Raw genomic sequence first — 22,470 nt, 5'->3', positions numbered from 1 at the left:
GGAGGCGTAAAACAGCGGAGCCCTGACGGGCTCCGGAGGATCAGGGGGTTGGTTCGGCCGGGGTCGGCTCAGGCCCGGCGGGCGGGGTCAGCATCATGGTCTCGATCTGCAGCCCCTGCACCAGCACGGTTTTCAGATCCTGCAGGTACTCTTCCAGCGGCGGCTCCTGCAGCAGCTGGGCGAGCTCGTTGCCGACCGGGGTCAGCCGGTAGTAGAGCAGGGTGATGTTGGCCTGCTTGCGCTGCAGGCGCCAGCGCTGATCGCCGAACTCCAGCTCTACCCCGTCGGCGGGCAGCGGGCCGGACTCCAGCTCGCCGCGGTGCAGCAGGCCGAGTTCGAACAGCTGCAGCAGGGCGTTGTAGGGGATACGGTACTTGCCAAGGCCGAGCCGGGTCACCCGGGCGCGGCTGAGCAGGCTGGCCCCCTTGTGCAGCCCCAGCAGCAGGCGCTGCTCGTCGCTGCCCACGTAGTGGCAGGAGAGGGAGCAGATGCGCTGGAACAGCTGGGCCTCGCGCTGGGTCATCTCCTTGAGGGTAGTGAGGGCGCGGATGGAGAAGCGGCCCGGGGTGGCGATCTCGATGGCGAAGATGCGGCCCCACAGCTGCTGCATGGGCACCATGCTGATGTCTTCCGCCAGTTGCAGGAAGTGGGTCAGCCAGTCGCTGTCCATCTCGCCGCCGGCGGCGGTCTCCTCGCAGTGGCGGGAGGCCATCACCATGATGGACTCCAGGTTGCGCTGGCGGGCGGCCTGATCCGCCAGCTGGCGAAAGGCGGCGCGCTGCTCGAAGGTACTGTCGCTGTTGCGGATGAGCATGCCGTCGATGCCGCGGCTGCGGGCCAGGCGCAGGGTCTGCTCCTGGCTGCTCAGGATGGAACTCTCTTTCTTGGGCGGGGGCAGGTCAGCCATGCTGGCTCCGTGATCGCAAGGTCTAGCCTTGAATGTTACTCCAACCGGGATGGCGGGCAATCCCTCAGGCAGGGGCTGGCCGGGTTCTTGCCGTCGCGGATAACAAAACGGCCCCCCGCGGGAGGCCGTGCGTGCCTGGTTACTGCTCTTCGTAGACGCTGACCTCGACCGCCTCCAGCGAATAGGAGGCGGTGGCCATCTCGTGACTGGAGCTGACCGTGCGCATCTTGCCCTTCACCCAGATGGCGTCCCACAGGTCGTCTACCGGCGCTCCCTTGGGGTAGCTCACATAGACCACCTGGTTGGTGGGCGGGGGCGGCACATGGATGCAGGCGCCAAAGTAGAGCACCAGCAGGAAGGCGGTGATCTTCTTGGCATCCCCCTCCAGCGGCACCACGAAGCCCGGGATGCGCACCTCTTGGTTGTCCAGCTTCTTGTTGACCCCGCCCACCGGCTGGGGCACGGAGGCAAGATTGCCGTCGTGGCTCACCTGGGGCGGGGGCAGCAGTTTTTCACCTTCCGGAATAAGCACATCCCAGTCGATGGTCTTGTAGTCGGCGGCCATGGCCGGCAGCGTCAGCAGGGCGGCCAGCAGAGCCACGATTTTCCACTTCATCATCTGTCCTTCTCGTTTTTTATGGGCGCCTAGCTAGACGCGAATGCTCATGCCATCGCTCAGGCTGTAGCGATAAGCGCGGGCGGCGGGCAACAGGCCTATCACCATGCCGGCCAGCCAGACCAGCCCCAGCAGTTGCCACTCGTGGGCGCTTGGCAGCCCCAGGCTCAATTGCAGGCCATAGTGACCGAGCAGCCAGGGGGTGGCAAGGGCTTGGCCCAGGTAGAGCGCGGCCACCCCGAGCGCAATGCCGGCGGTGGTGAGGGCCATCGCCTCCAGCGCCAGCAGCAGGAACAGGTGAGAGGGGCCGGCGCCGAGGGAGCGCAAGATGGCAAGCTCCCGGCGCCGCTCGTTGAGGCCGGCGAGCAGGGTGGTCAGCATGCCGATGAGGCCTGCCACCACCACGAAGCCGGCGATCACCGACAGTGCTGTCTCCGCCACGCTCATCAGGCTCCACAGCTCTTGCAGGGCGGCCCCGGGCAGGATCGCCATCAGCGGCTCGCCCCGGTAGGTGTTGACGCTGCGCTGCAGCTGGAACGCCAGGATCCGGTTGCTGAGCCCCACCATGAAGGCGGTGATGGTCTTGGGGGTGAGATCCTGTGCCAGTGCCTGCTCGGCGGTCACGTTCTTGCTGTGACGACCGGTGTCCCAGCCCAGGTGGATCGCCTCGATACCGGCCAGCGGCACATGGATGGTGCGATCGATGGGGGTGCCGGTCGGTGCCAGGATCCCCACCACCTTGAACGGCAGGTTGTCGTGCTGGCTGAACGAGGTGTTGCCGGCGCCGTGGGCGATGACGATGGACTGCCCCAGATGATAGCCGAGCTTCTCGGCCACCTGGGCACCGAGCACAGCCTCGAACGGCGTCTCGAACGCTCGTCCTTCGCGCATGACCAGTGCCTGCTGCTGGCCATATTTGAGGTGGGTGAAGTAGTCGCCATTGGTGCCAAGCACGCGAAACCCTTTGTGGGAGTCACCAAGGGAAAGCGGGATGGTCCAGGCGATGCCGGGTTGTTGCTTGATGGCCTGATAGGCGTCCCAGCCCACGTTGTTGGTGGGATTGCCGATGCGAAACACCGAGTAGAGCAGCAGGTTCACCTGGCCGGAGCGGGCGCCGACGATGAGGTCCGTGCCCGACACCGTATTGGCGAAATTCTCGCGCGCCTGGTTGCGCACTCGCTCCACCCCGAGCAGCAGGGTGACGCTGATGGCGACCGCCAGCAGGGTGAGCCCGGCGGTGAGGCGGCGGGCCCATAGGCTTTGCAGGGCGAGTTTCAGCATGTTGCCCTCCTGTTCAGTTGTTGCAGGTTCTCCACCCGCGGGAAGAGCGGCTCGAGATAGGGGTCGTGGCTGACGAAGACCAGGGTCGAGCCCTGCTTGTCGCACTCCTCGAACAGCAGCTTGATGAAGGCGGCCCGGTTGTCGGTATCGAGCGCCGAGGTGGGCTCGTCGGCGATCACCAGCGGCGGCGAGCCGATCAGCGCGCGGGCGGCGGCCACCCGCTGCTGCTGGCCGATGCTGAGGGCATGGACTGGCCTGTGAAGCGCCTCCTCGGGCAGTTGCAATTCCCGCAGCAGGCGGCGCGCCTCCTCGGCCGGGCTGCCTTGCAGCCGGGCCCGCTTCTCGGGGGAGAAGGTGAGGGCGCTGGTGACGTTGTCCTGCACGGATAAAAACGGCAGCAGGTTGAACTGCTGGAAGATGTAACCCAGATTGGCCGCCCGGAAGTGGTCACGGGCACGGCCAGAGAGCTGGGCCAGCGGCTGGCCCAGTACCTCCAGGGTGCCGTGGTTGGCGGTCTGGATCCCGGCCAGCAGGCCGAGCAGGGTCGACTTGCCCGAACCGGACGGTCCCTTGATGAACACCCGTTCCCCCTCGCCGATGGTGAGGGCGGGCAGATCGAGTACAACCTCGTGACCCGGCCAGGCAAAGGCCAGATCGCGGATCTCAACCACGGCATTTTTCATGGCGTTACCAGCTCAGTTTGTTGGCGGAGGGGGTCAGCTCGGCCGCGGTCTGGCCAGTGGGCAAAATACCCTGCACGCTCAGCTTCTCCAAGGTTGGATAGACGCTGAACAGGGTGGCCTCCAGCCCGGTCAGCTTGGCTGGCTCCGCGCAGGTGTAGGTGTACATGGCCCCCATGTCGGCGTGACCGGCATCGTCGTGCTGGTGTTCGTCGTGCTTGCCGTCAGACTTCTGGTGGTCATGGTCATGGTCATGGTCATGGTCATGGTCATGGTCATGGTCATGGTCATGGTCGTGATCTTCCTTGGCGGCCTGCAACGCCTGCTGGGTCAGCGTGCAGCCGGCGGCCGGGTCGAAGCGCAGCAGGGCATCGGGTTGCTTGAGCTGAGCCACTGCCTTGGCGTATTGCGCCTTCTCTTCATCGCTCTTGGCGGCGTGCTCGAAGCCCACCAGATCGGCGGCGGGGGCCTGCAGCTCGATCATCAGCTGGTTGCCGTCGAGCACCAGATTGAGGTGGCCGTGGCCGTGCTCGTGGGCACCGTGGCCGTGACTGTCGTGTTCATCGTGGTTTGCCTGCACGCCAAATGCGGCGGCCGCCAGTAACAGGGTGACTGCTTTCATCGTTAATCCTTTGAAAAATTTATTGAAAAATGGATTTAGCCGGATAAGCGATGAAGTGGTGGCGGTGCGCGGATGCGGCACTGACCTGAGGGGGTGGCATGAGGTTTGGGCAAGGCGGCATCAAGGAGCTTGCCGATGACGACCTGTGAAGAGGGGATGACCGGGGTTGGGGTGAGTGCCAGCTTGCCATCCAGATGCAGGGCGCAGAGGACACAGGCGTGGTTGTGGCCGGGCAGGTCGGCTTCCAGCGGATGTTGTGCCAGCACGGGTTGCAGCCACAACCAGCCCAGCAGCAGCAACCAGATTTTCAGCTTGGTACGACCCATAGACCCCTATCAAAGGGGCGCCATCAGCGCCCCTTTTCTCTGGCTTAGAGATGGGACTGGATGAGCCCCATCACGGTAGCGATATTGTTGGCATCGAGCTGACCGTCCTTGACGAACAGCACCTTGCCCTCTTTGTCCAGCAGGATGATGGCCGAGCTTTCCGGCGCCAGGTCCCAGGCGTTGCGGGCCATGCCCTTGGCATCCAGCACCATGGCGGACCAGGGGAACTCTTTCTTGCTGTCTTCGGCACTGCTCTTCACGAAGCCGGAGGTGCCCCAGAGGGCGTCATTGCTGTTGATGATGGTGACGGTCTGGTACTTGTCGTGGGGCAGCTTGGCCGCCTTGATCGCTTCGATCATGGGGGCGTTGAGCTCCTTGGCGCTGGAGCGGCCGGCGATGTGCTGGATCAGAAAGACCTTGCCGGTCAGTACCTTGCTTTGCCAAGGTTGATAGCCGATCTCTTTCTCTTTCAGTACCAGCTCACCCTTGTCGCCGATGTTGACCAGCGGCACCTGGGTTGATTCCTTGATGTTGTGGGCCATGACCAGGGTTGGCAGCAGCGCCAGAGTAAGCACGAGATGTTTCATCCGGATGACACTCCTTTGTGATGTTATAACGATTTTTGGGTCGAGGGAATGGGACCCTGAACATCCTAAACTGATCGGATCTGTTTAAAAAGTGTTAAATAATGCAGGGTGCGACGGTGATCTTGTCAACATGGTCGCCATCCCCCCCAATGACGGCGGCAAGGATGGCATGTCATCCATCAAAAGCAAGTGATGGTCAGAAGAGGCTAGTAGAGCGGTTCGCTCACCAGCGGGATCTTGGCCATGGTCATCTGCTGGGCCAGCAGGGGAGAGCCGGTCAGCAGAATGTGGAGCTGGTTGCCGATCACCACGGTATCTCCTTTCAAACCACTGTCGGCAGTGATGGCCAGCCAGGCTGGCGAGACGCTGCCAATGCTGATGTTCGGATAGATGATGCTGAGCATGTATTGGGGGGCCAGCTCGGCCAAGAGGCTTGCCATCAGCAGCGCCTTCTCGTCGCTGTCCGCCTTGTTGTTCTGCAAGGCCTGCAGCGGCGGTGCGAAATGATCCATCTGCTCGGGCGGGGTGGGGATGCCGCTCAGCCACTCCTGCAGCAGGGTGACGCTGGTGGCGAGATCCTTGGCCGAAAACTGCTGTGCCAGGGGTTTGAGGTCTCCCTTGAACTGATAGAACAGCTGGGAGTAGTTGGGGCGCACACAGGGCAGCTTCTGGTTGGCCGGGTGCACGCAGGGCTGGACCCGCATCTCGTAGAAGGCGTCCTCCTGATATTGCCGGTAGGCCTGCCAGAACTGGGCGGATTCGAGGCTGCTGTCGTGCAGGGTAAAGGCCTGTTCCAGGTTGCGGAACTTGGTGGCCGTCTCCGGGCTGTGCTGGTTGATCTGGTTGATGCTGTTGTAGAGGCGCGGACTGATGTAGGAGTAGAGTGTTTCCAGCGGGAAGTTGAGGGCGGTGTCGAGCTGTGTCATCTCGTGACGGCTGGCTGAAAAGGTGCGCTCATCCGCCGTCAATTGCAGGTGCTTTTGCTGACCATCCGCAGATTGCCACTGCCAGCTCAGGTTGATCTCGTTGGCCTGCGCCATGGTGCCGAAGAGCAGACTGCACAGAAAGCCTTGTGCCAGTTTCATGGTGCGCCTCCGCCTGGGTTGATAATAAACAACTAGGTGAGTGACCGGCATTTGGATTGGTCTGGTGACAGATATATTGGTAATTATCTGATCTGACTTTAAATTTAATTCAGGAAATAAGTCATGGGGGAAATCATCATGAAGCTTGTTTCACGGTTTCTGCTGATATTGGTGGCCACGCCGGCGCTGGCGGGGCAGGTCATCGTCAATGAGGGATTGTCCAGCGCGGATACCTTCGCCCTGCGGGATCAGCTGGCCCGGGAGCATGAATGGCAGGAGTGGCTGCGCTTCCAGCAGGCCATCAAGTGGCTGGAGGTGCTGCCGGTCAACTGCGATCTGGTGGGAGGTGCCGGTCAGGAATATCGCTGCGGTGATGACTATTACCGCCCCTATCGGCAAAACGGGCGCGACCTCTATATCCAGGGGGATCCCCCCGGAGCGTCCCCGCAACGACCAATAAAAAAGGCGCCATAAGGCGCCTTTTTTGCGAGGAATACGCTTATTTTGCAGCGTAACGCTCGGCAGAGGTCTTGATTTCGGCTTCGGCAGCGGCCTTGTCGCCCCAACCTTCCACTTTGACCCACTTGCCCGCTTCCAGCTCTTTGTAGCGCTCGAAGAAGTGCTGGATCTGGGCTTTCAGCAGCTCGGGCAGATCGTTCACATCCTGGATGTGATCGTACTGCTTGGTCAGCTTGGAGTGGGGTACGGCCACGATCTTGGCGTCTTCGCCAGATTCGTCGGTCATCTTCAGCACGCCGACCGGGCGGCAGCGGATGACGGAGCCGGCCAGCAGCGGGTAGGGAGTCGGAACCAGCACGTCGACCGGATCCCCGTCCAGGGACAGGGTGGCGTTCACGTAACCGTAGTTGCACGGGTAGAACATCGGGGTGGACATGAAACGGTCAACGAAGATGGCGCCGCTGTCCTTGTCGACTTCGTATTTGATCGGGTCGGCGTTTTGCGGGATTTCGATGATGACGTAGATGTCGTCAGGCAGGCTCTTGCCGGCCGGTACCAGGTTCAGGCTCATGACGTTTCCTTTGAGTGTTGGAGTCAAGTTTGCAGGCCGACATTATAGCGATGTCCCGTCAAATGACCATATTTCAAGGGCCGGGTGGCGTGCTGGAGGGTGGCTTTTACCTGCGCTTGCCCGATTTCTGTCGTCTGCGGGCGCGGATGCCTTCGCTCCCCATGGGCGCGGCTTGTGCCACCGGGTCAACAGACCCTAGAATGCGCACTCCCTTTACTGGAAAAGGCAGCGGTATGCACATTCACATTCTCGGGATCTGCGGCACCTTCATGGGTGGTCTGGCGGTGTTGGCAAAACAGCTTGGCTATCGGGTGACCGGCTCCGACGCCAACGTCTATCCCCCCATGAGCACCCAGCTCGAGCAACAGGGCATCGAACTGACCGAAGGCTACGACCCCTCCCAGCTCGATCCGGCGCCGGATCTGGTGGTGATCGGCAATGCCATGAGCCGTGGCAACCCCTGTGTGGAATATGTGCTGGACCGCAATCTGCCCTATATCTCCGGCCCCCAGTGGCTGCTGGAGCACGTGCTGAAAGATCGCTGGGTGCTGGCCGTCGCGGGCACCCATGGCAAGACCACCACCGCCAGCATGCTGGCCTGGGTGCTGGAGTATGCCAAGCTGGAACCCGGTTTCCTCATCGGCGGCGTGCCGGGTAACTTCCCGGTTTCCGCCCGTCTCGGCTCGGCTCCCTTCTTTGTGATTGAAGCGGACGAATATGACTGCGCCTTCTTCGACAAGCGATCCAAGTTTGTCCACTACCACCCGCGCACCCTGGTGATGAACAACCTGGAGTTCGACCACGCCGACATCTTCCCGGATCTCGCCGCCATCCAGCGCCAGTTCCACCACCTGATGCGCACCGTGCCGAGCAACGGCCGGGTGCTCTTCCCCAAAGGTGATGACAACCTTACCGCCGTGCGCGAGATGGGCTGCTGGAGCGAGGTGGAGCTGGTGGGCCAGGACGACGCCAAGTGGAAGGCGGTGAAGCTGGCCGATGACGGCTCCGCCTTCGAGGTGTGGCTGGATGGCGTGAAACAGGGGGAGGTGCACTGGGAGTGCATCGGCGAGCACAACGTCAACAACGGTCTGATGGCCATCGCCGCTGCCCGCCATGCCGGTGTCATGGTGGAGCACGGGATCAACGCCCTCTGCCAGTTCAAGTCCCCCAAGCGGCGCATGGAGCTGAAAGGGGAAGTGGCCGGCATCAGCGTCTATGACGACTTCGCCCATCACCCCACCGCCATCGAGACCACCCTGGGCGGCCTGCGCGCCAAGGTGGGCAAGGCCCGCATCCTGGCAGTGCTGGAGCCCCGCTCCAACACCATGAAGCTCGGGGTTCACAAGGAGGAGCTGGCCGGTTGCTTCGACGGTGCCGACGAGGTGTTCTTCTTCCAGCCCCCCAACATCGGCTGGGATCTGGGGGAGGTGACGGCCCACATGACCCGGCCTGCCCGGGTATTCGAGGCCCTTGATGCCCTGATTGGCGCCCTGGTGGCCGAGAGCCGCCCAGGGGATCATATTCTGATCATGAGCAACGGCGGCTTCGGCGGCATTCACGACAAGCTGATCGCCCGCCTCAAGGAGCTGCAGAGCGCATCATGAACAAGGCCATCACCCTGGCGCTGACCGGCGCCTCCGGCGCTCCCTATGCCCTGCGCCTGCTGGAATGCCTGGTGCAGGCGGACTATCGGATCTTCCTGCTCGCCTCCTCGGCGGCCAGGGTTGTGCTCAAGACCGAGCAGCAGCAGGATTGGCCGGGCTCTCCCAGGGAGCTGTCGGCGTACCTCTGTCGCCAATATGGTGCCAAAGAGGGTCAGATCGTCGCCTGCGGCAAGGAGGAGTGGTTCTCGCCGGTGGCTTCCGGCTCGGCGGCCCCCAAACAGATGGTGGTCTGCCCCTGCTCCATGGGCACCGTCTCGGCCATTGCCAACGGCACCTCGGACAACCTGCTGGAGCGCGCGGCGGACGTGGTGATCAAGGAGCGGGGCCAGCTGATTCTGGTGCCCCGGGAGAGCCCCTTCTCGGCGATCCATCTGGAGAACATGCTCAAGCTTGCCCGTCTTGGCGTGACCATCATGCCGGCGGCGCCAGGGTTCTACCATGAACCCAAAAGCATCGAAGATCTGGTGGACTTCATGGTCGCCCGCATCCTCGACCACCTGGGTGTCGAGCATGAGTTGACCAGTCGCTGGGGTTATGCAAACCACTGATACGGCGGGGAGCGGGCAAAAAAGCGGCGCCGGGCTGTAAAGCCCGGCGCCGCGTTGTCAACATCTGCACGAGTCAGCTGGCCTGGATGGGGGCCGTCACGTACTTGAACAGGAAATCAGTCACCTCTTCCCGGCTCGGACGCTGCGGCTGATTGATCATCTGCATCATCACATAGCCAAAACCGGTCAGGGAGCGGGCCAGATCCTGCGCCGACAGCACGCTCTGAATCTCGCCGTTGTCGATGGCCCGTTGCAGGTGGGGGGCAATGCGCTCCAGCGCCTTGTCCAGCAGCCGGGTGTAGCGAGGCCACACTTCTTCCCGCACCGAGGAGCTCCACTCCAGCCAGATGCTGGCGTGATCGGGCTTGTCATAGGCGGCGTCAACGAACAGCTTCACGTGGCGGTGAATGCTCTCCCTGGCGGAGCCCTGACCGTTGTAGGCCTGTTCGAGGATCTGCTGTACGAAGGCTTCGATTTCTGTCAGCACTTCGTCGACCAGATCTTCACGAGTATTGAAATAGTTAAAAACGGTCGCAACCGAGACCTTTGCCTGTTCGGCTATCTCGGCATGCCCGGCACGGCCGATGCCGCGACGGGAAAATACCTCGACGGCACACTCCATCAATTGATCACGGCGAGCCTCCGGCGAAAGCCGGGTTCGACGTCTTATTTCTGCGCGTGGTTCCATAGTTTTTTCATCTAATAGTTATTGATTATGGTGTTTATAGTATTGTCACCGATAATGCCCGAAGGCTTGCTAACTCTATCAATTAAAATAAGCCGATAAAAGCATCACGTATGCCTGGCGCCCACTGGTTGGAGTGGTAGAATCCTCGGTTTTGACGTTAATGAACGGCCAATAACCCTTTGGTCATTATTGGAGTATGTGATGAAACACATTGTCGAGGTGATGATCCCCGAGGCCGAGGTTGCAGCCCGGATCGCCACGCTGGGTGAAGAGATTACCGCCCGTTACCAGGGCTCCGAGGAAGTGGTCATGATCGGCCTGTTGCGCGGCTCCTGCGTCTTCCTGGCGGATCTCTGCCGTCAGTGCCAGTTGCCCATCACCCTGGACTTTATGACTGCCTCCAGCTACGGCTCCGGCATGCACAGCACCCGTGACGTGCGCATCCTCAAGGATCTGGATGACGACATCAAAGGCAAGGACGTGGTGATCGTGGAGGACATCATCGACACCGGTTACACCCTCAACAAGGTGCGCGAGATCCTCTCCCTGCGCGAGCCGAAATCCCTGGCCATCTGCACCCTGCTGGACAAACCGTCCCGCCGCGAGGTTCAGGTGCCGGTGGACTGGCTTGGCTTCTCCATCCCGGACGAGTTCGTGGTGGGCTGTGGCATTGACTACGCCCAGAAGTACCGTAACCTGCCTTTCATCGGCAAGGTGGTACCGCAAGAGTAAGCCGGGTCCGAAGTAGCAAGGCAGGCTGGCCGGCCCGCCATCGACTGTCTTCAGGCGGCGCCACAGCCGCCTTTTCTGTCTCGAGATGGGCTCATCCATCACAGGGGTTGCAATGAACGCATTGGAAATCAGCGGTCTGAAGAAGACCTATCAGGGGGGCGTCGAAGCCCTCAAGGGCATCGATCTCACCGTCAAACAGGGGGATTTCTTCGCCCTGCTCGGTCCCAACGGGGCGGGCAAATCCACCACCATCGGCGTGATCAGCTCACTGGTCAACAAGAGTGCCGGCAAGGTGAAGGTATTCGGTCATGACATCGATACCGATCTGGAGCTGGCCAAGTCCCAGCTCGGCCTGGTGCCCCAGGAGTTCAACTTCAGCCAGTTTGAGAAGGTGAGCCAGATAGTGACTCACCAGGCCGGTTTCTATGGAGTGCCGCGGGCCGAGGCCAAGGTGCGCGCCGAGAAGTACCTGCGTCAGCTCGATCTGTGGGACAAGCGCGACATGGCCGCCCGCACTCTCTCCGGTGGCATGAAGCGCCGGTTGATGATTGCCCGCGCCCTGATGCATGAGCCCAAGCTGCTGATCCTGGATGAGCCGACCGCCGGGGTGGACATCGAGATCCGCCGTTCCATGTGGAGTTTCCTCAAGGATCTCAACGAGCAGGGGGTGACCATCATCCTGACCACCCACTACCTGGAAGAGGCCGAGATGCTGTGCCGCAACATCGGCATCATCGACAAGGGCCGTCTCATCGAGAACACCAGCATGAAGAGCCTGCTCGGCAAGCTGGGTCGCGAGACCTTCCTGCTGGATCTGGTGCCGGGTTCCACCGTACCGGCCCTGCCCGAGTTCAACGGCCGGATGCAGGATGAGAACACCCTGGAAGTGGAGCTGGAGAAGAGCCAGTCCCTCAACAGCCTGTTCGAGCAGCTCTCCGCCCAGGGGGTGAAGGTGCTCAGCATGCGCAACAAGGCGAACCGGCTGGAAGAGCTGTTCGTCAATCTGGTAGAGGAGGGTCGCAAAGCATGAACCCCATGACCTATTACATCGCCTTCAAGAGCATTCTGGCCAAGGAAGTGAGCCGCTTCACCCGGATCTGGATCCAGACCCTGGTGCCGCCCGCCATCACCATGAGCCTCTACTTCGTCATCTTCGGCAACCTCATCGGCTCGCGCATCGGTGACATGGGTGGCTTCAGCTACATGGAGTTCATCGTGCCCGGCCTCATCATGATGTCGGTCATCACCAACTCCTACTCCAACGTCGCCTCCTCCTTCTACAGCGCCAAGTTCCAGCGCAACGTGGAGGAGCTGCTGGTGGCGCCGGTGCCCAACTACATCATCATCGCGGGGTATGTGGGCGGTGGCGTGGCGCGCGGCCTCTGTGTCGGCCTCATCGTCACCCTGGTGTCGCTGTTCTTCGTGCCGCTGCAGATCCATCATCTGTTCAGCGTCTGCGTGACCGTGCTGCTCACCTCCATCCTCTTCTCCCTGGGGGGGCTCATCAACGCGGTGTTCGCGAAGTCGTTCGATGACATCAGCATCATCCCGACCTTCATCCTGACTCCCCTGACCTATCTGGGGGGCGTCTTCTACTCCATCACCCTGCTGCCACCGTTCTGGCAGGGGGTCTCCCAGGTGAACCCCATCATCTACATGGTGAACGCCTTCCGCTACGGCTTCCTCGGGATCTCCGACGTGCCCCTGGGCACCGCCTATCTCATCATCATCGGCTTCATCCTGGTGCTCTACGGGATGGCCTGGTGGCTCATCTCCCGCGGCACCGGTCTGCGCCACTGAGGCGCAGCACCTGCCAGCAAAAAGGCGCCCTCGGGCGCCTTTTTATTTGCACATGTCGGTCTCAGAGCGCCGGGGCATCGTAGTCCGCGGGCTCGTCGCTGTAGACGCAGACGTTCCACTTGGCCGCGAGGCCATCATCCGCGAGGCAGTAGCGCTCGAAGAAGGCCTTGATACCGGCGCGCTGGCAGTGGGTCTCGAAGCTCGCCATGTCGCGCCAGATCTCGTTGAAGACGATGGGGAAGCTCTCCCCCTCGGCAAAGGGGCTCTGGATATGGCGGGTGACGATGTACTGCAGGCAGCCATCTTCACGCAGGGTGTCGGGTTCGAGCCCTTGCAGGACGCGGAACAGGGCCTGCTCCTGGCCCGGCTTGGGCTGGAACTGGGCGATGCAGTAAACCTTCTTGGACATCGTGGTCTCCTTGCCGTGTCTCAACCCCGCAGGGCGACGACCCGGTTGTCGATGAGGCGGGCCTTGCCCAGATAGGCGGCCATCAGGATCACCAGGCGCTGGCTCTCGGCGCTGGCGGATTCCAGGGTGTCGGCATCGACGATGTCGATGGCATCCGTCCTGAATCCCGCGTTGTCGAGGCGTTGGCTGGCCTGGGCAACCAGGGAGGGGAGGTGACTGTTCCCCGCTTCAATCTGCTCGGCAATCCAGTTCATGGTGCGCGCGAGCTCGGGGGCGATGGCCCGTTCGGCAGCGGTCAGATAGCCGTTGCGCGAAGAGAGGGCCAGCCCGTCTTCGGCCCGCACGGTCGGCACGCCCACGATCTCGATGGGCATGGCCATGTCGGCCACCATCTTGCGAATGAGCGCGAGCTGCTGGTAATCCTTCTCGCCAAAGCAGGCCACGTTCGGCTGTACCAGATTGAACAGCTTGGTGACCACGGTACTGACCCCGCGAAAATGCCCCGGACGCAGCGCCCCTTCCAGCAGGCTGGAGAGGCCGGGCACCTCGACGAAGGTCTGGCTGGCGAGCCCCTGGGGATACATGATCTCCGGCGTCGGGGTGAAGACCAGGTCCACACCGGCGGCCTCCAGGGCGGCGCAATCCTGCTCCAGGGTGCGGGGGTAGTTGGCGAGATCCTCGGCCTTGTCGAACTGCAAGGGGTTCACAAAGATGCTGACCACCACCTTGTCACCATGGCGGCGGGCCTCCTCGACCAGGGTGAGATGACCCTGATGCAGATTGCCCATGGTGGGCACGAATGCGATGGCGCGGCCTTCGCGATGCCATTGACCGATCTGCTCGCGCAGCGCGGCGGGATTGTTCACAACCAACATCGTCAGTTCACCTTCAGATGAATCAATAAAAGAGGGGGTCGTCAGGGGGGAGGGCGAGACGGGGGCACAGACCCCCGCGCTCATGACGACAGAAAGTCAGTTGAAGCAGTGCTCGGGGCCAGGGAAGGTCCCCTCGCTCACCTGCTTCACATAGAGACGAATGGCGGCACGCATGTCACCGGTCTCGGCCAGGAAGTTCTTGGTGAACTTGGGCACATAACCCGAGGTGATGCCGAAGGCATCGTGCATCACCAGGATCTGGCCGTCGGTGGCAGGGCCGGCACCGATGCCGATCACCGGAATGCGCAGCGCCTTGGTGATGCGCTCCGCCAGAGAGACGGGCACGCACTCGAGCACCAGCAACTGGATGCCGGCCGCTTGCAGCTCCAGCGCCTGGCGGTAGATCTCCTGGGCGTGGAACTCGTCACGCCCCTGCACCTTGAAGCCGCCAAACACGTGGACGGATTGCGGGGTCAGGCCGAGATGGCCGCACACCGGCACCCCGTTACGGGTCAGGTGGCGGATGGAGTCGCACAGCCAGTCCCCCCCTTCCATCTTCACCATGCGGGCACCGGCCGCCATCAGGCGCGCTGCGTTCTGGTAGGTCTGCTCCGGGGTGGCGTAGCTCATGAACGGCATGTCGGTCACCACCAGGGCATTGGTGGTACCGCGCACCACGCAGCGGGTGTGATAGACCATCTCGTCCATGCTGACCGCCAGGGTGTCGTCTCCGCCCTGCAATACCATGCCGAGGGAGTCGCCGATGAGCAGCACCTGGGCGCCCTCGTCGTCGAACAGCTTGGCGAAGGTGGCGTCATAGGCGGTGATGGCGGTGATTTTCTGTCCGTCCTGCTTCATCTTCTGCAGGTGGGTAATGGTGATCTTGCTCATTACGTTGTTCCTACTCTTCTCTACTCGCCTGCTGCACCGGCCAGGATCGCGAGTCCATTGCGCGGGCAGCGGGCAACCAGTTCGGTGAGCGGGGTGCCGCAGGGCAGCACCAGGGAGGGGGCTATCTCGGCAAGGGGCAGCAGGACGAACTCCCGCTCCTTCATGCCATAGTGAGGCACCGTCAGGCGCTCATGCCGGATGACCTCGTCGCCGTACAGCAGCAGATCGAGATCCAGGGTCCGGGGGCCCCAGCGCTCATCCTTGCGCACCCGCCCCTGTGCCTGCTCGATGCGCTGCAGTTCGTCCAGCAGCACCAGGGGGCTGAGGCGGGTGGCAAGGTGCGCTACGGCATTGACGTAGTCCGGCTGATCCGCAGGGCCCATGGGGCGGCTGCCGTAAAGGTGGGAGGTCTGCCGCAGCTCGGACTCGGGCAGGGTCGCCAGCGCGGCGATGGCGCGACGAGCCTGGCCGAGGGGGTCGGCCAGGTTGGAGCCGATGGCGACGAAGACCTCGATCATCGGCGGATCCTTACTCTGCCGACTTCGGCTTGCGGCGACGGGGGCGACGGCGGTTGCGGCCATTGCCGCTGCGCTTCTCGCCATCACCGCTGCGGGAGTCGGCGCGCTCGCCGCTCGCCGGGCGGCGGGTCGCCTCCCGTTGCAGTTGCGGGCGCACGTCCGGGTTGGAGGCCACATAGCGCTCCCACCAGCTCGCCAGCTCTCCGAGGCCGCGCTCGACCCGGTTGCGCAGCAACAGGAAGTCGAAGGCCGCACGGAATTTCGGGTGCTCCATGGCGCGCTCGGGGTGCTTGCCCTGGCGGCGGGTCAGGCGCTGCTGCAGGGCCCAGATGTCGCGCACGTCCGTGGTGAAGCGGCGTGGCACGGCGATGATCCGCACCTGGTTGTCCAGCACCTCGTTGATGGCCAGCATGAAGGCATCGTACCAGGGCAGACCGCTCTCGTTTTCCAGCACGCGGCCGCGGGCCTCAACGGTACCCCACAGCAGGGTGGCGTAGAGGAAGGCGGGAGTGACGCGCTTCTCTTCACGGACCCGGGTATCGGTGTCCATCAGCGCCTGCTCGATGAACTGCTCGTAGGGCGAGTTGCCGTGGGGCGTGAACAGGGCGGCTACCTGAGGAAACAGCGGCTGGAACAGCCCGTATTCCCGCAGCAGCTTGTAGGTGGCCAGACCGTCCCCCGCCAGGAACAGTTTGAGGGTCTCCTCGAACAGGCGGGCGGCCGGGATGTCCTGCAGCAGCGGGGCCAGCTCCCGGATGGGCGCGGCGGTACGCGGGCTGATGGTCATGTCGAGCTTGGCGGCGAAGCGCACGGCGCGCAGCATGCGCACCGGATCTTCCCGGTAGCGGGTCTCGGGGTCGCCGATGAGCTCCAGCCTGCGCGCGGCCAGATCTTCCAGCCCACCCTCGAAATCGTGCAGGGTGAAATCCTTGGCGCTGTAGTAGAGGGCGTTGACGGTAAAGTCGCGACGCTCGGCATCCTCTTCGATGGTGCCGTAGACGTTGTCCCGCAGCAGCATGCCTTCATCGGACTGGGCCGACACATGCTTGCTGGTATTGACCTGATGGTGGTGGCCCCGGAAGGTGGCCACTTCGATCACGTCACGACCAAAGACGATGTGGGCCAGGCGGAAACGGCGGCCGATGAGGCGGCAGTTGCTGAACAGCGCCTTGATCTGCTCCGGCGTCGCGTCGGTGGCGATGTCGAAATCCTTGGGGGTCTTCCCGAGCAGCAGGTCACGGACGCCGCCGCCGACCAGGTAGGCCTCATAGCCCCCCTTGTTCAGGCGATAGAGCACCTTGAGGGCATTCTCGCTGATCTCTTTGCGCGAAATCGGGTGCTGGTCACGGCTCAAGGTACGGCGCTGTCCGGCGACACGGGCCGGAATGGGGGACTCCACCGACTGCTCGCCGTCTTCCTTGCCGAGCACTTTGCGGCAAAAGTTTGCGATCTGGGAAAAAATGGTACACCTCGTTATGACTTCAAATTGACGGGAGGCCAAAAAAATAGCGGCCTATCATAGCTCAGCCCCAACCAAATGAGAAACGGTGTGGCCTGCTTCCCCTTGATTGGTCCTTTTGGGGCAAGAAATGCAGCCGGGGCTAGCTTTGCCCTTGCGGGATCTTCTGCTGGCGGGGTACCCGGGCCAGCTGCCAGTGGGCGATGCCCCAGCCGATGATCTCGTCGATCCGGCTCGCCATCAGCTCGGGCGGCGGGCACTGACCGAGAAAGTACAGCGCCTGCCACAGGGCCGGTCGTACCTCGTCCTGCGACAGCGCCGGCGCATGGTTCTGCTTGGAGAGCTTGTTGCCATCCGCTTGCACCGCCAGCGGCAGGTGCACCCAGGCGGGCACCTCTGCCCCCAGGGTCTGGTAGAGGGCTATCTGGCGCACAGTGGGCTCCAGCAGATCGGCGCCGCGGACGATCTCGGTGATGCCGCTGTCCATGTCATCCACCACCACCGCCAGGTTGTAGGCGTAGAGCCCGTCCCGGCGGCGCACGATGAAGTCCTCCTCCGCCAGCGCCGCGGGGACGGTGATCTCTCCCTGCAGCGCATCCTCGAACCGATAGACCGGGTGGTGCTGGCGCAAACGGGCGGCACACCCCTCGGCGGTCAGCCCCAGGGTGCGGCAATGACCGTTGTAGAACCCCCCTGCGGCCATGATTTCGCGTCGGGTACAGTGGCACCAGTAGAGATCCCCGGCCCGATAGAGCTGATCGATGATCTCGTCATAGCGGCCATGGCGCGCGCTCTGGAACATCACCTCCCCATCCCAGCCAAGACCGTGTGCCTCCAGGGTGGTGAGGATAAGGTCAGCCGCTCCCGGCATCTCCCGCGGGGGGTCGATGTCTTCGATGCGCACCAGCCAGCGTCCCTGCTGCGCCCTGGCCTGCAAGAAGCTGCCAAGGGCGGCGACCAGGGAGCCGAAGTGGAGCGGGCCGGACGGTGAGGGGGCGAAGCGGCCCACATAGGGGCGTCGGGAGGGGGGGGATGTCATGACCATGGCAATTCGGGTAGGCGATGCATTGAGGCTGCATTCTGGGACGGCCCGACCAAAAGCTCAATAAAAAAGGGAGCCTGGGCTCCCTTTTCGTTTCTGTGGATGGGCGGCATCAGCCAGCCATCTGTTTTTCCTTGATCTCGGCCAGCGTCTTGCAGTCCACGCAGAGGTCTGCGGTCGGACGGGCTTCCAGACGGCGGATGCCGATCTCGATGCCGCAATGCTCGCAGTAACCGAAGTCATCTTCTTCGAGCAGCAGCAAGGTTTTCTCGATCTTCTTGATCAGCTTGCGTTCACGGTCGCGGGTGCGCAGTTCGAGAGCAAACTCTTCTTCTTGCGCGGCGCGATCCACGGGATCCGGGAAGTTGGCAGCCTCATCCTTCATGTGGTCGACGGTGCGGTCAACTTCCTGCATCAGTTGGTTGCGCCAGGCTCCCAGGATCTTGCGAAAATGTACCTTCTGTTGGTCATTCATGTACTCCTCACCGGCTTTCATCTGGTAAGGCTCTACACCCGCAATGGCCAGGGGGCCCAGAGATTTCCTGTTTTCGCCTGTTGGCATGCCCTGTCTCCTAATTCAGCACGCTACCCGTGCCATCCATAAATTGAGGGCGACATCTATAGCAGAAGGGTCAACGGGAGGCAAACAAGCCTTATCAATAATGTTACCCACTTCTGCATTTATTCTCTGCCCTCGGGTAGCATATGGTCAGATTCAAATGGGATAAAATCCTGAGCCACCATGCCCTGCACCCCAACATGGGGGCGATAGCATAAAATTTCAACCCCTGCCGCCATCGCCTGTTCAACAAGCTGACTATAGTGCGGATCGATATGGGCTGCAGGGCGCATTCTCGCGATGCCGGAGTGCAATACCATGAACAGCAGCACGGCCCGGTGCCCTGCCGCCTTCATGGCCATCAATTCACGCAAGTGCTTGGCGCCGCGGGTGGTGACCGCATCGGGGAAGTACCCCATGCCGGGTTGCTCCCGCTCGTCGAGCAGGGTGACGGATTTCACCTCGATGTAACAATCCGGCCTGTTGTCATCTTCCAGCAGCAGGTCGATGCGGCTGTTCTCTTCCCCGTATTTCACTTCGGTGCGCAGCCTGGCATAACCTGCCAGGGGGGAGAGAGCGCCCTGTTCGATGAGCTCCCGGGCGATCTGGTTGGCACGGGCCGTGTTGACGCAGATGAAGTGACCCGCCGGGCTCTCGGCGATTTCCCAACTGTTTGGCAGCTTGCGCTTGGGGTTGTCGGATGTGGAGTACCAGACCCGGGTGCCCGGCAGGGCGCAGCCGGTCATGGCACCGGTATTGGCGCAGTGGATGGTGATCACCTCGCCGTTGTCGAGCGCGACATCCGTCAGAAAGCGCTTGTAGCGGGAGATCAGCTGCCCGGACTGCAGGGGGGGATCGAAGATCATGGGGTGAGCTCCTCGCGGTGCGGGTTTTTGACACGGGCCCGCAGGGGCCAGCAGGCGAGCGGTTCGTAGTGGACGCCGTCCGGCGTGCTGACGGATTGATAGAGGCAGAAGCGATCGGCCCTGAGCAGAAAATCCGGCGCAGGCAGCTCGTCGGGGGCCTCGCCCGCCTTGCGCGACAGGGTGACGTGGGGGCGATAGCCCTGCTCGCCGTTGCCCAGCCCGAGTTTTTCACCGTGGCGGCGCAGCGCCTTCGCGAGCACGGTCAGCTCGTTCGGCCACTCACCGGGCCCCACCCAGGCGGCTTTGGCGCGCTGAAACCAGCCGGTCTGATCCAGATGGATGCTGAAAGGGGGGCAGTGCTGTCGCTCGGCGGCCGCGATCAGGCGAGCCTGGGTCGTTTCGTCGGCCTCCCCGAGAAAGGCCAGGGTCAGGTGCAGGTTGCTCTCGGGCACCGGCTGGCCGGGCCAGGGGCGCTGGTCTCGCCAGGTCGCAAGCTCGGGGGCAAGCTCTGGCAGGGGCAGGGCAAAGAAGAGTTTGGGCATGCGGCGTGTCGGTCCTCGTGATGGGCATCGGATAAGGGCCATTCTATGGCAGCCGCTCCCGGGATGTCTTGCCGTGTTGCACCTGACGCTTCCTGCCCCTGCCCGGCAGGGGCGCTTACGATGGCCGGGAGGCTGTGGCAGAATGGACCCCTTTTCAGAAGTGTCACAGAAGGTGCCCATCGCTTTGTCTTCCCTCCCCATCGTCCCGGTGTTGCCCGAACTCTTTGCAGCCCTCGACAGCCATACCAGCGTGATCCTGCAGGCGCCCCCCGGCGCTGGCAAATCGACCCTGCTGCCCCTGGAGCTGGTGCGCCAGCACCGGCTGCCCGGGCGCATCATCATGCTGGAGCCCAGGCGCCTCGCGGCGCGCAACATCGCGAGCTTCCTCGCGCGTCAGCTGGGGGAGAAGGTGGGCGAGCGCATCGGCCTGCGAGTGCGCGGGGAGAGCCGCACCAGCAGCCAGACCCGGCTCGAGATCGTGACCGAGGGGGTGCTGACCCGGATGCTGCAGCAGGATCCTGAGCTCACCGGCGTGTCGCTCGTCATCTTTGACGAGTTCCACGAGCGCAGCCTGCACGCCGATACCGCGCTGGCCTTCGCCATCGAAAGCCAGCAGGGGTTGCGCGATGATCTCAAGCTGCTGGTGATGTCCGCCACCCTGGATGGCATGGCCCTGGAGCGCCTGCTGCCAGGTGCCCCCGTGGTGCGCTCCGAGGGGCGCGGCTTTCCCATCGAGTACCACTATCGCCCCGCCAATCGCCAGCAGTGGCTGGAGCCCCAGGTTGGCGCCGTGGTGCTGGAGGCGCTCGCCAGTCAGGCTGGCAGTGCCCTGGTGTTCCTGCCGGGACAGGGGGAGATAGAGCGGCTGGCACAGTGGCTGGAAGGGCGGTTGCCAGGGGATGTGACCCTGGCTCCCCTCTATGGCCGTCTTGACCTCGCGGCCCAGCAAGCGGCCATCGAGCCTGCGCCTGCGGGTCGTCGCAAGCTGGTGCTCACCACCAACGTGGCGGAGACCTCCCTCACCATCGAGGGGATCTCCGTGGTCATCGACAGCGGGCTGGAGCGGCGGGCCACCTTCGATATCAAGAGCGGCGTCACCCGGCTGGAGACCCGGCCCATCGCCAAAGCCTCCGCCACCCAGCGGGCGGGGCGGGCAGGGCGGCTTGGCCCCGGCGTCTGCTACCGGCTCTGGAGCAGCGAGGTGCAGGAGCGCCTCGCCGAGCAGAGTCCCCCCGACATCCTGACGCAAGAGCTCACCGGCCTGCTGATGGACGCCGCCCAGTGGGGGGCCCGGGTGGAGGCGCTGCCCCTGCTGGACATGCCGCCCCCTGCCGCCGTGGCCAGCGCCCGGCGGTTGCTGGTGGCCCTGGGCGCCATGGCCCCGGAGGGTGAACAACAACTTACCCCGGCAGGCCGTGCCATGGCGGCCTTCGGCACCCATCCCCGCCTCGCCCGCATGTTGCTGCGGTCCCGGGAGCTGGAATCCGAGGGTCTGACAGGGATTGTCGCCGATGCGGCTTTCCTGGTGGCGCTGCTGGAAGAAGATCTGCGAGGATCGGAGCGCTTGTCCGTGTTGTTCCACCGCCGTCAGGGCGCCCTGCGCCAGGGAGCGGCCCGCTGGTTCGAGCGGCTCGGTGTACGGACAAGCAGCCCGCAGGGTCAATGGCTGGGGTTGCTGTGCGCCCTCGCCTGGCCCGATCGCATCGGCAAGCTGCGCAGTGGCAGCCGCTATCAGCTCAGTGGCGGGGTGAGCTGCGATCTGGTAGAAGGGCATCCCTGCCAGGGGCAGGGGGCCATCGTGGCCGTCGAAATGGGTCAGAACGAGCGCGGCAGCCGCATTTTCATCGCCGAGCCGGTGGCGCTGGATGAACTGGTGCGCCAGCTGCCCGAGCTGGTCGGCGAGCGCCAGTGGTTCGATTGGGACGATCGGGAGGAACGGGTGCGGGCGGAGCGCCAGCAGGTGCTCGGCGAGCTGGTGCTCGGCCAGCGGCCGTTGACGGATCTCTCCGATGAACAGAAGGGGCGCTGCCTGCTGCAAGGTATTCGGCGCAAGGGGCTGCACGTGCTGCCCTGGGACGAGAGCAGCGAGGGGCTGCTGGCCCGCTTGCGCTGCGCCCGCGACTGGCTGCCCGACGAAGCCTGGCCCGCCATGGATGAGGAGAGCCTGCTGGCCGACCTCGAGCAGTGGCTGCTGCCAGCGGTGAGCGGCATGACCCGGCTGGAGCAGTTGAAGCGGCTCGACATGAGCGACATCCTGCGCCAGTCTCTGCCCTGGCCCCTGCCAAGGCGGCTGGACGAGGCGCTGCCGAGCCACTTCACCGCACCGACCGGCAGCCGGGTGCGGATCCGCTACCAGCCGGGTCAGGCGCCGGCGATCCCGGTGCGCATCCAGGAGATGTTCGGGCTGGGTGCCACCCCATGCGTGGCCGATGGCCGGGTGCCCCTGGTGGTGGAGCTGCTCTCCCCGGCCCAGCGCCCCTTGCAGATCACCGCGGATCTCGCCGCCTTCTGGGCGGGATCCTATGAGCAGGTGAAAAAAGAGATGAAGGGGCGCTACCCCCGTCACTACTGGCCGGACAACCCGCTGGAGGCGATGCCGACCCGGGTGACCAAGAAGAAGATGGGATTGCAGGAGTAGCCGACGGGGCAGTGATCGGTCGGTACGATCAGAACAAGATGGCGGTGGCACAGTCCCCTCCACAACAGGCATCGCAGGCCGCTCGCATCAGCGGGATGGCGAGGA

Annotated in this window: 26 protein-coding genes; 7 read left to right on the top strand and 19 right to left on the bottom strand. The window is 63.4% G+C overall.

What is annotated here, in order from left to right:
* Positions 1-40: 40 nt before the first annotated feature.
* From C3418_RS04150 to C3418_RS04115, 8 genes are all read right to left on the bottom strand, one after another.
* Positions 41-907 carry a TIGR03899 family protein gene (locus C3418_RS04150; protein WP_103858022.1) on the bottom strand — a complete coding sequence of 289 codons (867 nt, stop codon included), beginning with the start codon at positions 905-907 and terminating at the stop codon, positions 41-43.
* A gap of 139 nt (positions 908-1,046) precedes the next feature.
* The gene (locus C3418_RS04145) at positions 1,047-1,526 is read right to left on the bottom strand and encodes a DUF3299 domain-containing protein (protein WP_103858021.1); all 480 of its coding nucleotides are present in this window, start codon (positions 1,524-1,526) and stop codon (positions 1,047-1,049) included.
* A 30-nt stretch (positions 1,527-1,556) separates the two neighbouring features.
* Positions 1,557-2,804: an ABC transporter permease gene (locus tag C3418_RS04140; protein WP_103858020.1), complete on the bottom strand. Its 1,248-nt coding sequence runs from the start codon at positions 2,802-2,804 to the stop codon at positions 1,557-1,559.
* Entirely contained in the window at positions 2,798-3,487 is a 690-nt protein-coding gene (locus C3418_RS04135) for an ABC transporter ATP-binding protein (RefSeq protein WP_042051356.1), read from the bottom strand. Before C3418_RS04135 ends, C3418_RS04140 begins: the two co-directional genes overlap by 7 nt.
* 4 nt (positions 3,488-3,491) lie before the next feature.
* The gene (locus C3418_RS04130) at positions 3,492-4,106 is read right to left on the bottom strand and encodes a DUF2796 domain-containing protein (RefSeq protein WP_103858019.1); all 615 of its coding nucleotides are present in this window, start codon (positions 4,104-4,106) and stop codon (positions 3,492-3,494) included.
* A gap of 35 nt (positions 4,107-4,141) precedes the next feature.
* A complete protein-coding gene (locus C3418_RS04125; RefSeq protein WP_103858018.1) occupies positions 4,142-4,432 on the bottom strand; it encodes a hypothetical protein in 291 nt (96 codons plus the stop codon).
* A gap of 44 nt (positions 4,433-4,476) precedes the next feature.
* A complete protein-coding gene (locus C3418_RS04120; protein WP_103858017.1) occupies positions 4,477-5,019 on the bottom strand; it encodes a YtfJ family protein in 543 nt (180 codons plus the stop codon).
* A 206-nt stretch (positions 5,020-5,225) separates the two neighbouring features.
* A complete protein-coding gene (locus C3418_RS04115) occupies positions 5,226-6,104 on the bottom strand; it encodes a hypothetical protein (protein WP_103858016.1) in 879 nt (292 codons plus the stop codon).
* A gap of 123 nt (positions 6,105-6,227) precedes the next feature.
* On the opposite strand from C3418_RS04115, the gene C3418_RS04110 reads away from it, so the two are divergent.
* Positions 6,228-6,578 (top strand): hypothetical protein, encoded by a 351-nt coding sequence (locus tag C3418_RS04110; RefSeq protein ID WP_103858015.1) that lies wholly within the window; start codon positions 6,228-6,230, stop codon positions 6,576-6,578.
* Positions 6,579-6,603: 25 nt separating this feature from the next.
* Here C3418_RS04110 and ppa read toward each other — a convergent pair whose 3' ends face one another.
* Positions 6,604-7,134: an inorganic diphosphatase gene (ppa, locus tag C3418_RS04105; protein ID WP_005335667.1), complete on the bottom strand. Its 531-nt coding sequence runs from the start codon at positions 7,132-7,134 to the stop codon at positions 6,604-6,606.
* A 233-nt stretch (positions 7,135-7,367) separates the two neighbouring features.
* Here ppa and mpl point away from each other — a divergent pair, with 233 nt between their 5' ends.
* Complete coding sequence (gene mpl / locus C3418_RS04100; protein ID WP_039040843.1) at positions 7,368-8,738, top strand: UDP-N-acetylmuramate:L-alanyl-gamma-D-glutamyl-meso-diaminopimelate ligase; 1,371 nt, start codon at positions 7,368-7,370, stop codon at positions 8,736-8,738.
* On the top strand, positions 8,735-9,346 hold the full coding sequence (locus C3418_RS04095) for a flavin prenyltransferase UbiX (RefSeq protein WP_103858014.1): 612 nt from the start codon (positions 8,735-8,737) through the stop codon (positions 9,344-9,346). The genes mpl and C3418_RS04095 overlap by 4 nt, the downstream gene beginning before the upstream one ends.
* Positions 9,347-9,419: 73 nt before the next feature.
* On the opposite strand, the gene C3418_RS04090 is transcribed toward C3418_RS04095, so the two are convergent.
* Positions 9,420-10,034 (bottom strand): TetR/AcrR family transcriptional regulator, encoded by a 615-nt coding sequence (locus C3418_RS04090; RefSeq protein ID WP_029314803.1) that lies wholly within the window; start codon positions 10,032-10,034, stop codon positions 9,420-9,422.
* Between the two features lie 201 nt (positions 10,035-10,235).
* On the opposite strand from C3418_RS04090, the gene hpt reads away from it, so the two are divergent.
* The 3 genes from hpt to C3418_RS04075 all read left to right on the top strand — a co-directional run bounded on the left by hpt (position 10,236) and on the right by C3418_RS04075 (position 12,566).
* Positions 10,236-10,766 carry a hypoxanthine phosphoribosyltransferase gene (hpt, locus tag C3418_RS04085; protein WP_010675579.1) on the top strand — a complete coding sequence of 177 codons (531 nt, stop codon included), beginning with the start codon at positions 10,236-10,238 and terminating at the stop codon, positions 10,764-10,766.
* Positions 10,767-10,878: 112 nt separating this feature from the next.
* Positions 10,879-11,796, top strand: coding sequence for an ABC transporter ATP-binding protein (locus C3418_RS04080; RefSeq protein ID WP_039040845.1), 918 nt, complete (start codon positions 10,879-10,881; stop codon positions 11,794-11,796).
* Entirely contained in the window at positions 11,793-12,566 is a 774-nt protein-coding gene (locus tag C3418_RS04075) for an ABC transporter permease (protein WP_010675577.1), read from the top strand. The genes C3418_RS04080 and C3418_RS04075 overlap by 4 nt, the downstream gene beginning before the upstream one ends.
* A gap of 61 nt (positions 12,567-12,627) precedes the next feature.
* Here C3418_RS04075 and C3418_RS04070 read toward each other — a convergent pair whose 3' ends face one another.
* From C3418_RS04070 to thpR, 9 genes are all read right to left on the bottom strand, one after another.
* Positions 12,628-12,975, bottom strand: a complete 348-nt coding sequence (locus C3418_RS04070; protein WP_103858013.1) for a putative quinol monooxygenase — start codon at positions 12,973-12,975, stop codon at positions 12,628-12,630.
* A gap of 20 nt (positions 12,976-12,995) precedes the next feature.
* Complete coding sequence (gene panC / locus C3418_RS04065) at positions 12,996-13,850, bottom strand: pantoate--beta-alanine ligase (RefSeq protein ID WP_103858012.1); 855 nt, start codon at positions 13,848-13,850, stop codon at positions 12,996-12,998.
* A gap of 96 nt (positions 13,851-13,946) precedes the next feature.
* Positions 13,947-14,741 carry a 3-methyl-2-oxobutanoate hydroxymethyltransferase gene (gene panB / locus C3418_RS04060; RefSeq protein ID WP_103858011.1) on the bottom strand — a complete coding sequence of 265 codons (795 nt, stop codon included), beginning with the start codon at positions 14,739-14,741 and terminating at the stop codon, positions 13,947-13,949.
* Between the two features lie 20 nt (positions 14,742-14,761).
* The gene (gene folK, locus C3418_RS04055; RefSeq protein WP_103858010.1) at positions 14,762-15,259 is read right to left on the bottom strand and encodes a 2-amino-4-hydroxy-6-hydroxymethyldihydropteridine diphosphokinase; all 498 of its coding nucleotides are present in this window, start codon (positions 15,257-15,259) and stop codon (positions 14,762-14,764) included.
* A 10-nt stretch (positions 15,260-15,269) separates the two neighbouring features.
* Positions 15,270-16,760, bottom strand: coding sequence for a polynucleotide adenylyltransferase PcnB (pcnB, locus tag C3418_RS04050; RefSeq protein ID WP_103858009.1), 1,491 nt, complete (start codon positions 16,758-16,760; stop codon positions 15,270-15,272).
* Positions 16,761-16,860: 100 nt separating this feature from the next.
* Entirely contained in the window at positions 16,861-17,763 is a 903-nt protein-coding gene (gene gluQRS / locus C3418_RS04045; RefSeq protein ID WP_103858008.1) for a tRNA glutamyl-Q(34) synthetase GluQRS, read from the bottom strand.
* Between the two features lie 109 nt (positions 17,764-17,872).
* Positions 17,873-18,322 carry an RNA polymerase-binding protein DksA gene (gene dksA, locus C3418_RS04040; protein ID WP_029314801.1) on the bottom strand — a complete coding sequence of 150 codons (450 nt, stop codon included), beginning with the start codon at positions 18,320-18,322 and terminating at the stop codon, positions 17,873-17,875.
* Positions 18,323-18,441: 119 nt separating this feature from the next.
* Positions 18,442-19,185, bottom strand: coding sequence for a DNA/RNA nuclease SfsA (gene sfsA, locus C3418_RS04035; RefSeq protein ID WP_069651860.1), 744 nt, complete (start codon positions 19,183-19,185; stop codon positions 18,442-18,444).
* Complete coding sequence (gene thpR / locus C3418_RS04030; RefSeq protein WP_103858007.1) at positions 19,182-19,727, bottom strand: RNA 2',3'-cyclic phosphodiesterase; 546 nt, start codon at positions 19,725-19,727, stop codon at positions 19,182-19,184. Before thpR ends, sfsA begins: the two co-directional genes overlap by 4 nt.
* A gap of 184 nt (positions 19,728-19,911) precedes the next feature.
* On the opposite strand from thpR, the gene hrpB reads away from it, so the two are divergent.
* Positions 19,912-22,365, top strand: a complete 2,454-nt coding sequence (hrpB, locus tag C3418_RS04025; protein ID WP_103858006.1) for an ATP-dependent helicase HrpB — start codon at positions 19,912-19,914, stop codon at positions 22,363-22,365.
* The last annotated feature ends 105 nt before the right edge of the window (positions 22,366-22,470 follow it).

Origin of the sequence: Aeromonas sp. ASNIH8, from assembly GCF_002919855.1 — a bacterium.
Lineage (GTDB): Bacteria > Pseudomonadota > Gammaproteobacteria > Enterobacterales > Aeromonadaceae > Aeromonas > Aeromonas caviae.
This window is presented reverse-complemented; position numbering and strand designations above follow the sequence as displayed.

Bases quoted from the DNA above. Each gene is read 5' to 3' on its own strand.
- C3418_RS04150 (WP_103858022.1), bottom strand. From the start codon at position 907: ATGGCTGACCTGCCCCCGCCCAAGAAAGAGAGTTCCATCCTGAGCAGC.
- C3418_RS04145 (WP_103858021.1), bottom strand. From the start codon at position 1,526: ATGATGAAGTGGAAAATCGTGGCTCTGCTGGCCGCCCTGCTGACGCTG.
- C3418_RS04140 (WP_103858020.1), bottom strand. From the start codon at position 2,804: ATGCTGAAACTCGCCCTGCAAAGCCTATGGGCCCGCCGCCTCACCGCC.
- C3418_RS04135 (WP_042051356.1), bottom strand. From the start codon at position 3,487: ATGAAAAATGCCGTGGTTGAGATCCGCGATCTGGCCTTTGCCTGGCCG.
- C3418_RS04130 (WP_103858019.1), bottom strand. From the start codon at position 4,106: ATGAAAGCAGTCACCCTGTTACTGGCGGCCGCCGCATTTGGCGTGCAG.
- C3418_RS04125 (WP_103858018.1), bottom strand. From the start codon at position 4,432: ATGGGTCGTACCAAGCTGAAAATCTGGTTGCTGCTGCTGGGCTGGTTG.
- C3418_RS04120 (WP_103858017.1), bottom strand. From the start codon at position 5,019: ATGAAACATCTCGTGCTTACTCTGGCGCTGCTGCCAACCCTGGTCATG.
- C3418_RS04115 (WP_103858016.1), bottom strand. From the start codon at position 6,104: ATGAAACTGGCACAAGGCTTTCTGTGCAGTCTGCTCTTCGGCACCATG.
- C3418_RS04110 (WP_103858015.1), top strand. From the start codon at position 6,228: ATGGGGGAAATCATCATGAAGCTTGTTTCACGGTTTCTGCTGATATTG.
- ppa (WP_005335667.1), bottom strand. From the start codon at position 7,134: ATGAGCCTGAACCTGGTACCGGCCGGCAAGAGCCTGCCTGACGACATC.
- mpl (WP_039040843.1), top strand. From the start codon at position 7,368: ATGCACATTCACATTCTCGGGATCTGCGGCACCTTCATGGGTGGTCTG.
- C3418_RS04095 (WP_103858014.1), top strand. From the start codon at position 8,735: ATGAACAAGGCCATCACCCTGGCGCTGACCGGCGCCTCCGGCGCTCCC.
- C3418_RS04090 (WP_029314803.1), bottom strand. From the start codon at position 10,034: ATGGAACCACGCGCAGAAATAAGACGTCGAACCCGGCTTTCGCCGGAG.
- hpt (WP_010675579.1), top strand. From the start codon at position 10,236: ATGAAACACATTGTCGAGGTGATGATCCCCGAGGCCGAGGTTGCAGCC.
- C3418_RS04080 (WP_039040845.1), top strand. From the start codon at position 10,879: ATGAACGCATTGGAAATCAGCGGTCTGAAGAAGACCTATCAGGGGGGC.
- C3418_RS04075 (WP_010675577.1), top strand. From the start codon at position 11,793: ATGAACCCCATGACCTATTACATCGCCTTCAAGAGCATTCTGGCCAAG.
- C3418_RS04070 (WP_103858013.1), bottom strand. From the start codon at position 12,975: ATGTCCAAGAAGGTTTACTGCATCGCCCAGTTCCAGCCCAAGCCGGGC.
- panC (WP_103858012.1), bottom strand. From the start codon at position 13,850: ATGTTGGTTGTGAACAATCCCGCCGCGCTGCGCGAGCAGATCGGTCAA.
- panB (WP_103858011.1), bottom strand. From the start codon at position 14,741: ATGAGCAAGATCACCATTACCCACCTGCAGAAGATGAAGCAGGACGGA.
- folK (WP_103858010.1), bottom strand. From the start codon at position 15,259: ATGATCGAGGTCTTCGTCGCCATCGGCTCCAACCTGGCCGACCCCCTC.
- gluQRS (WP_103858008.1), bottom strand. From the start codon at position 17,763: ATGGTCATGACATCCCCCCCCTCCCGACGCCCCTATGTGGGCCGCTTC.
- dksA (WP_029314801.1), bottom strand. From the start codon at position 18,322: ATGCCAACAGGCGAAAACAGGAAATCTCTGGGCCCCCTGGCCATTGCG.
- sfsA (WP_069651860.1), bottom strand. From the start codon at position 19,185: ATGATCTTCGATCCCCCCCTGCAGTCCGGGCAGCTGATCTCCCGCTAC.
- thpR (WP_103858007.1), bottom strand. From the start codon at position 19,727: ATGCCCAAACTCTTCTTTGCCCTGCCCCTGCCAGAGCTTGCCCCCGAG.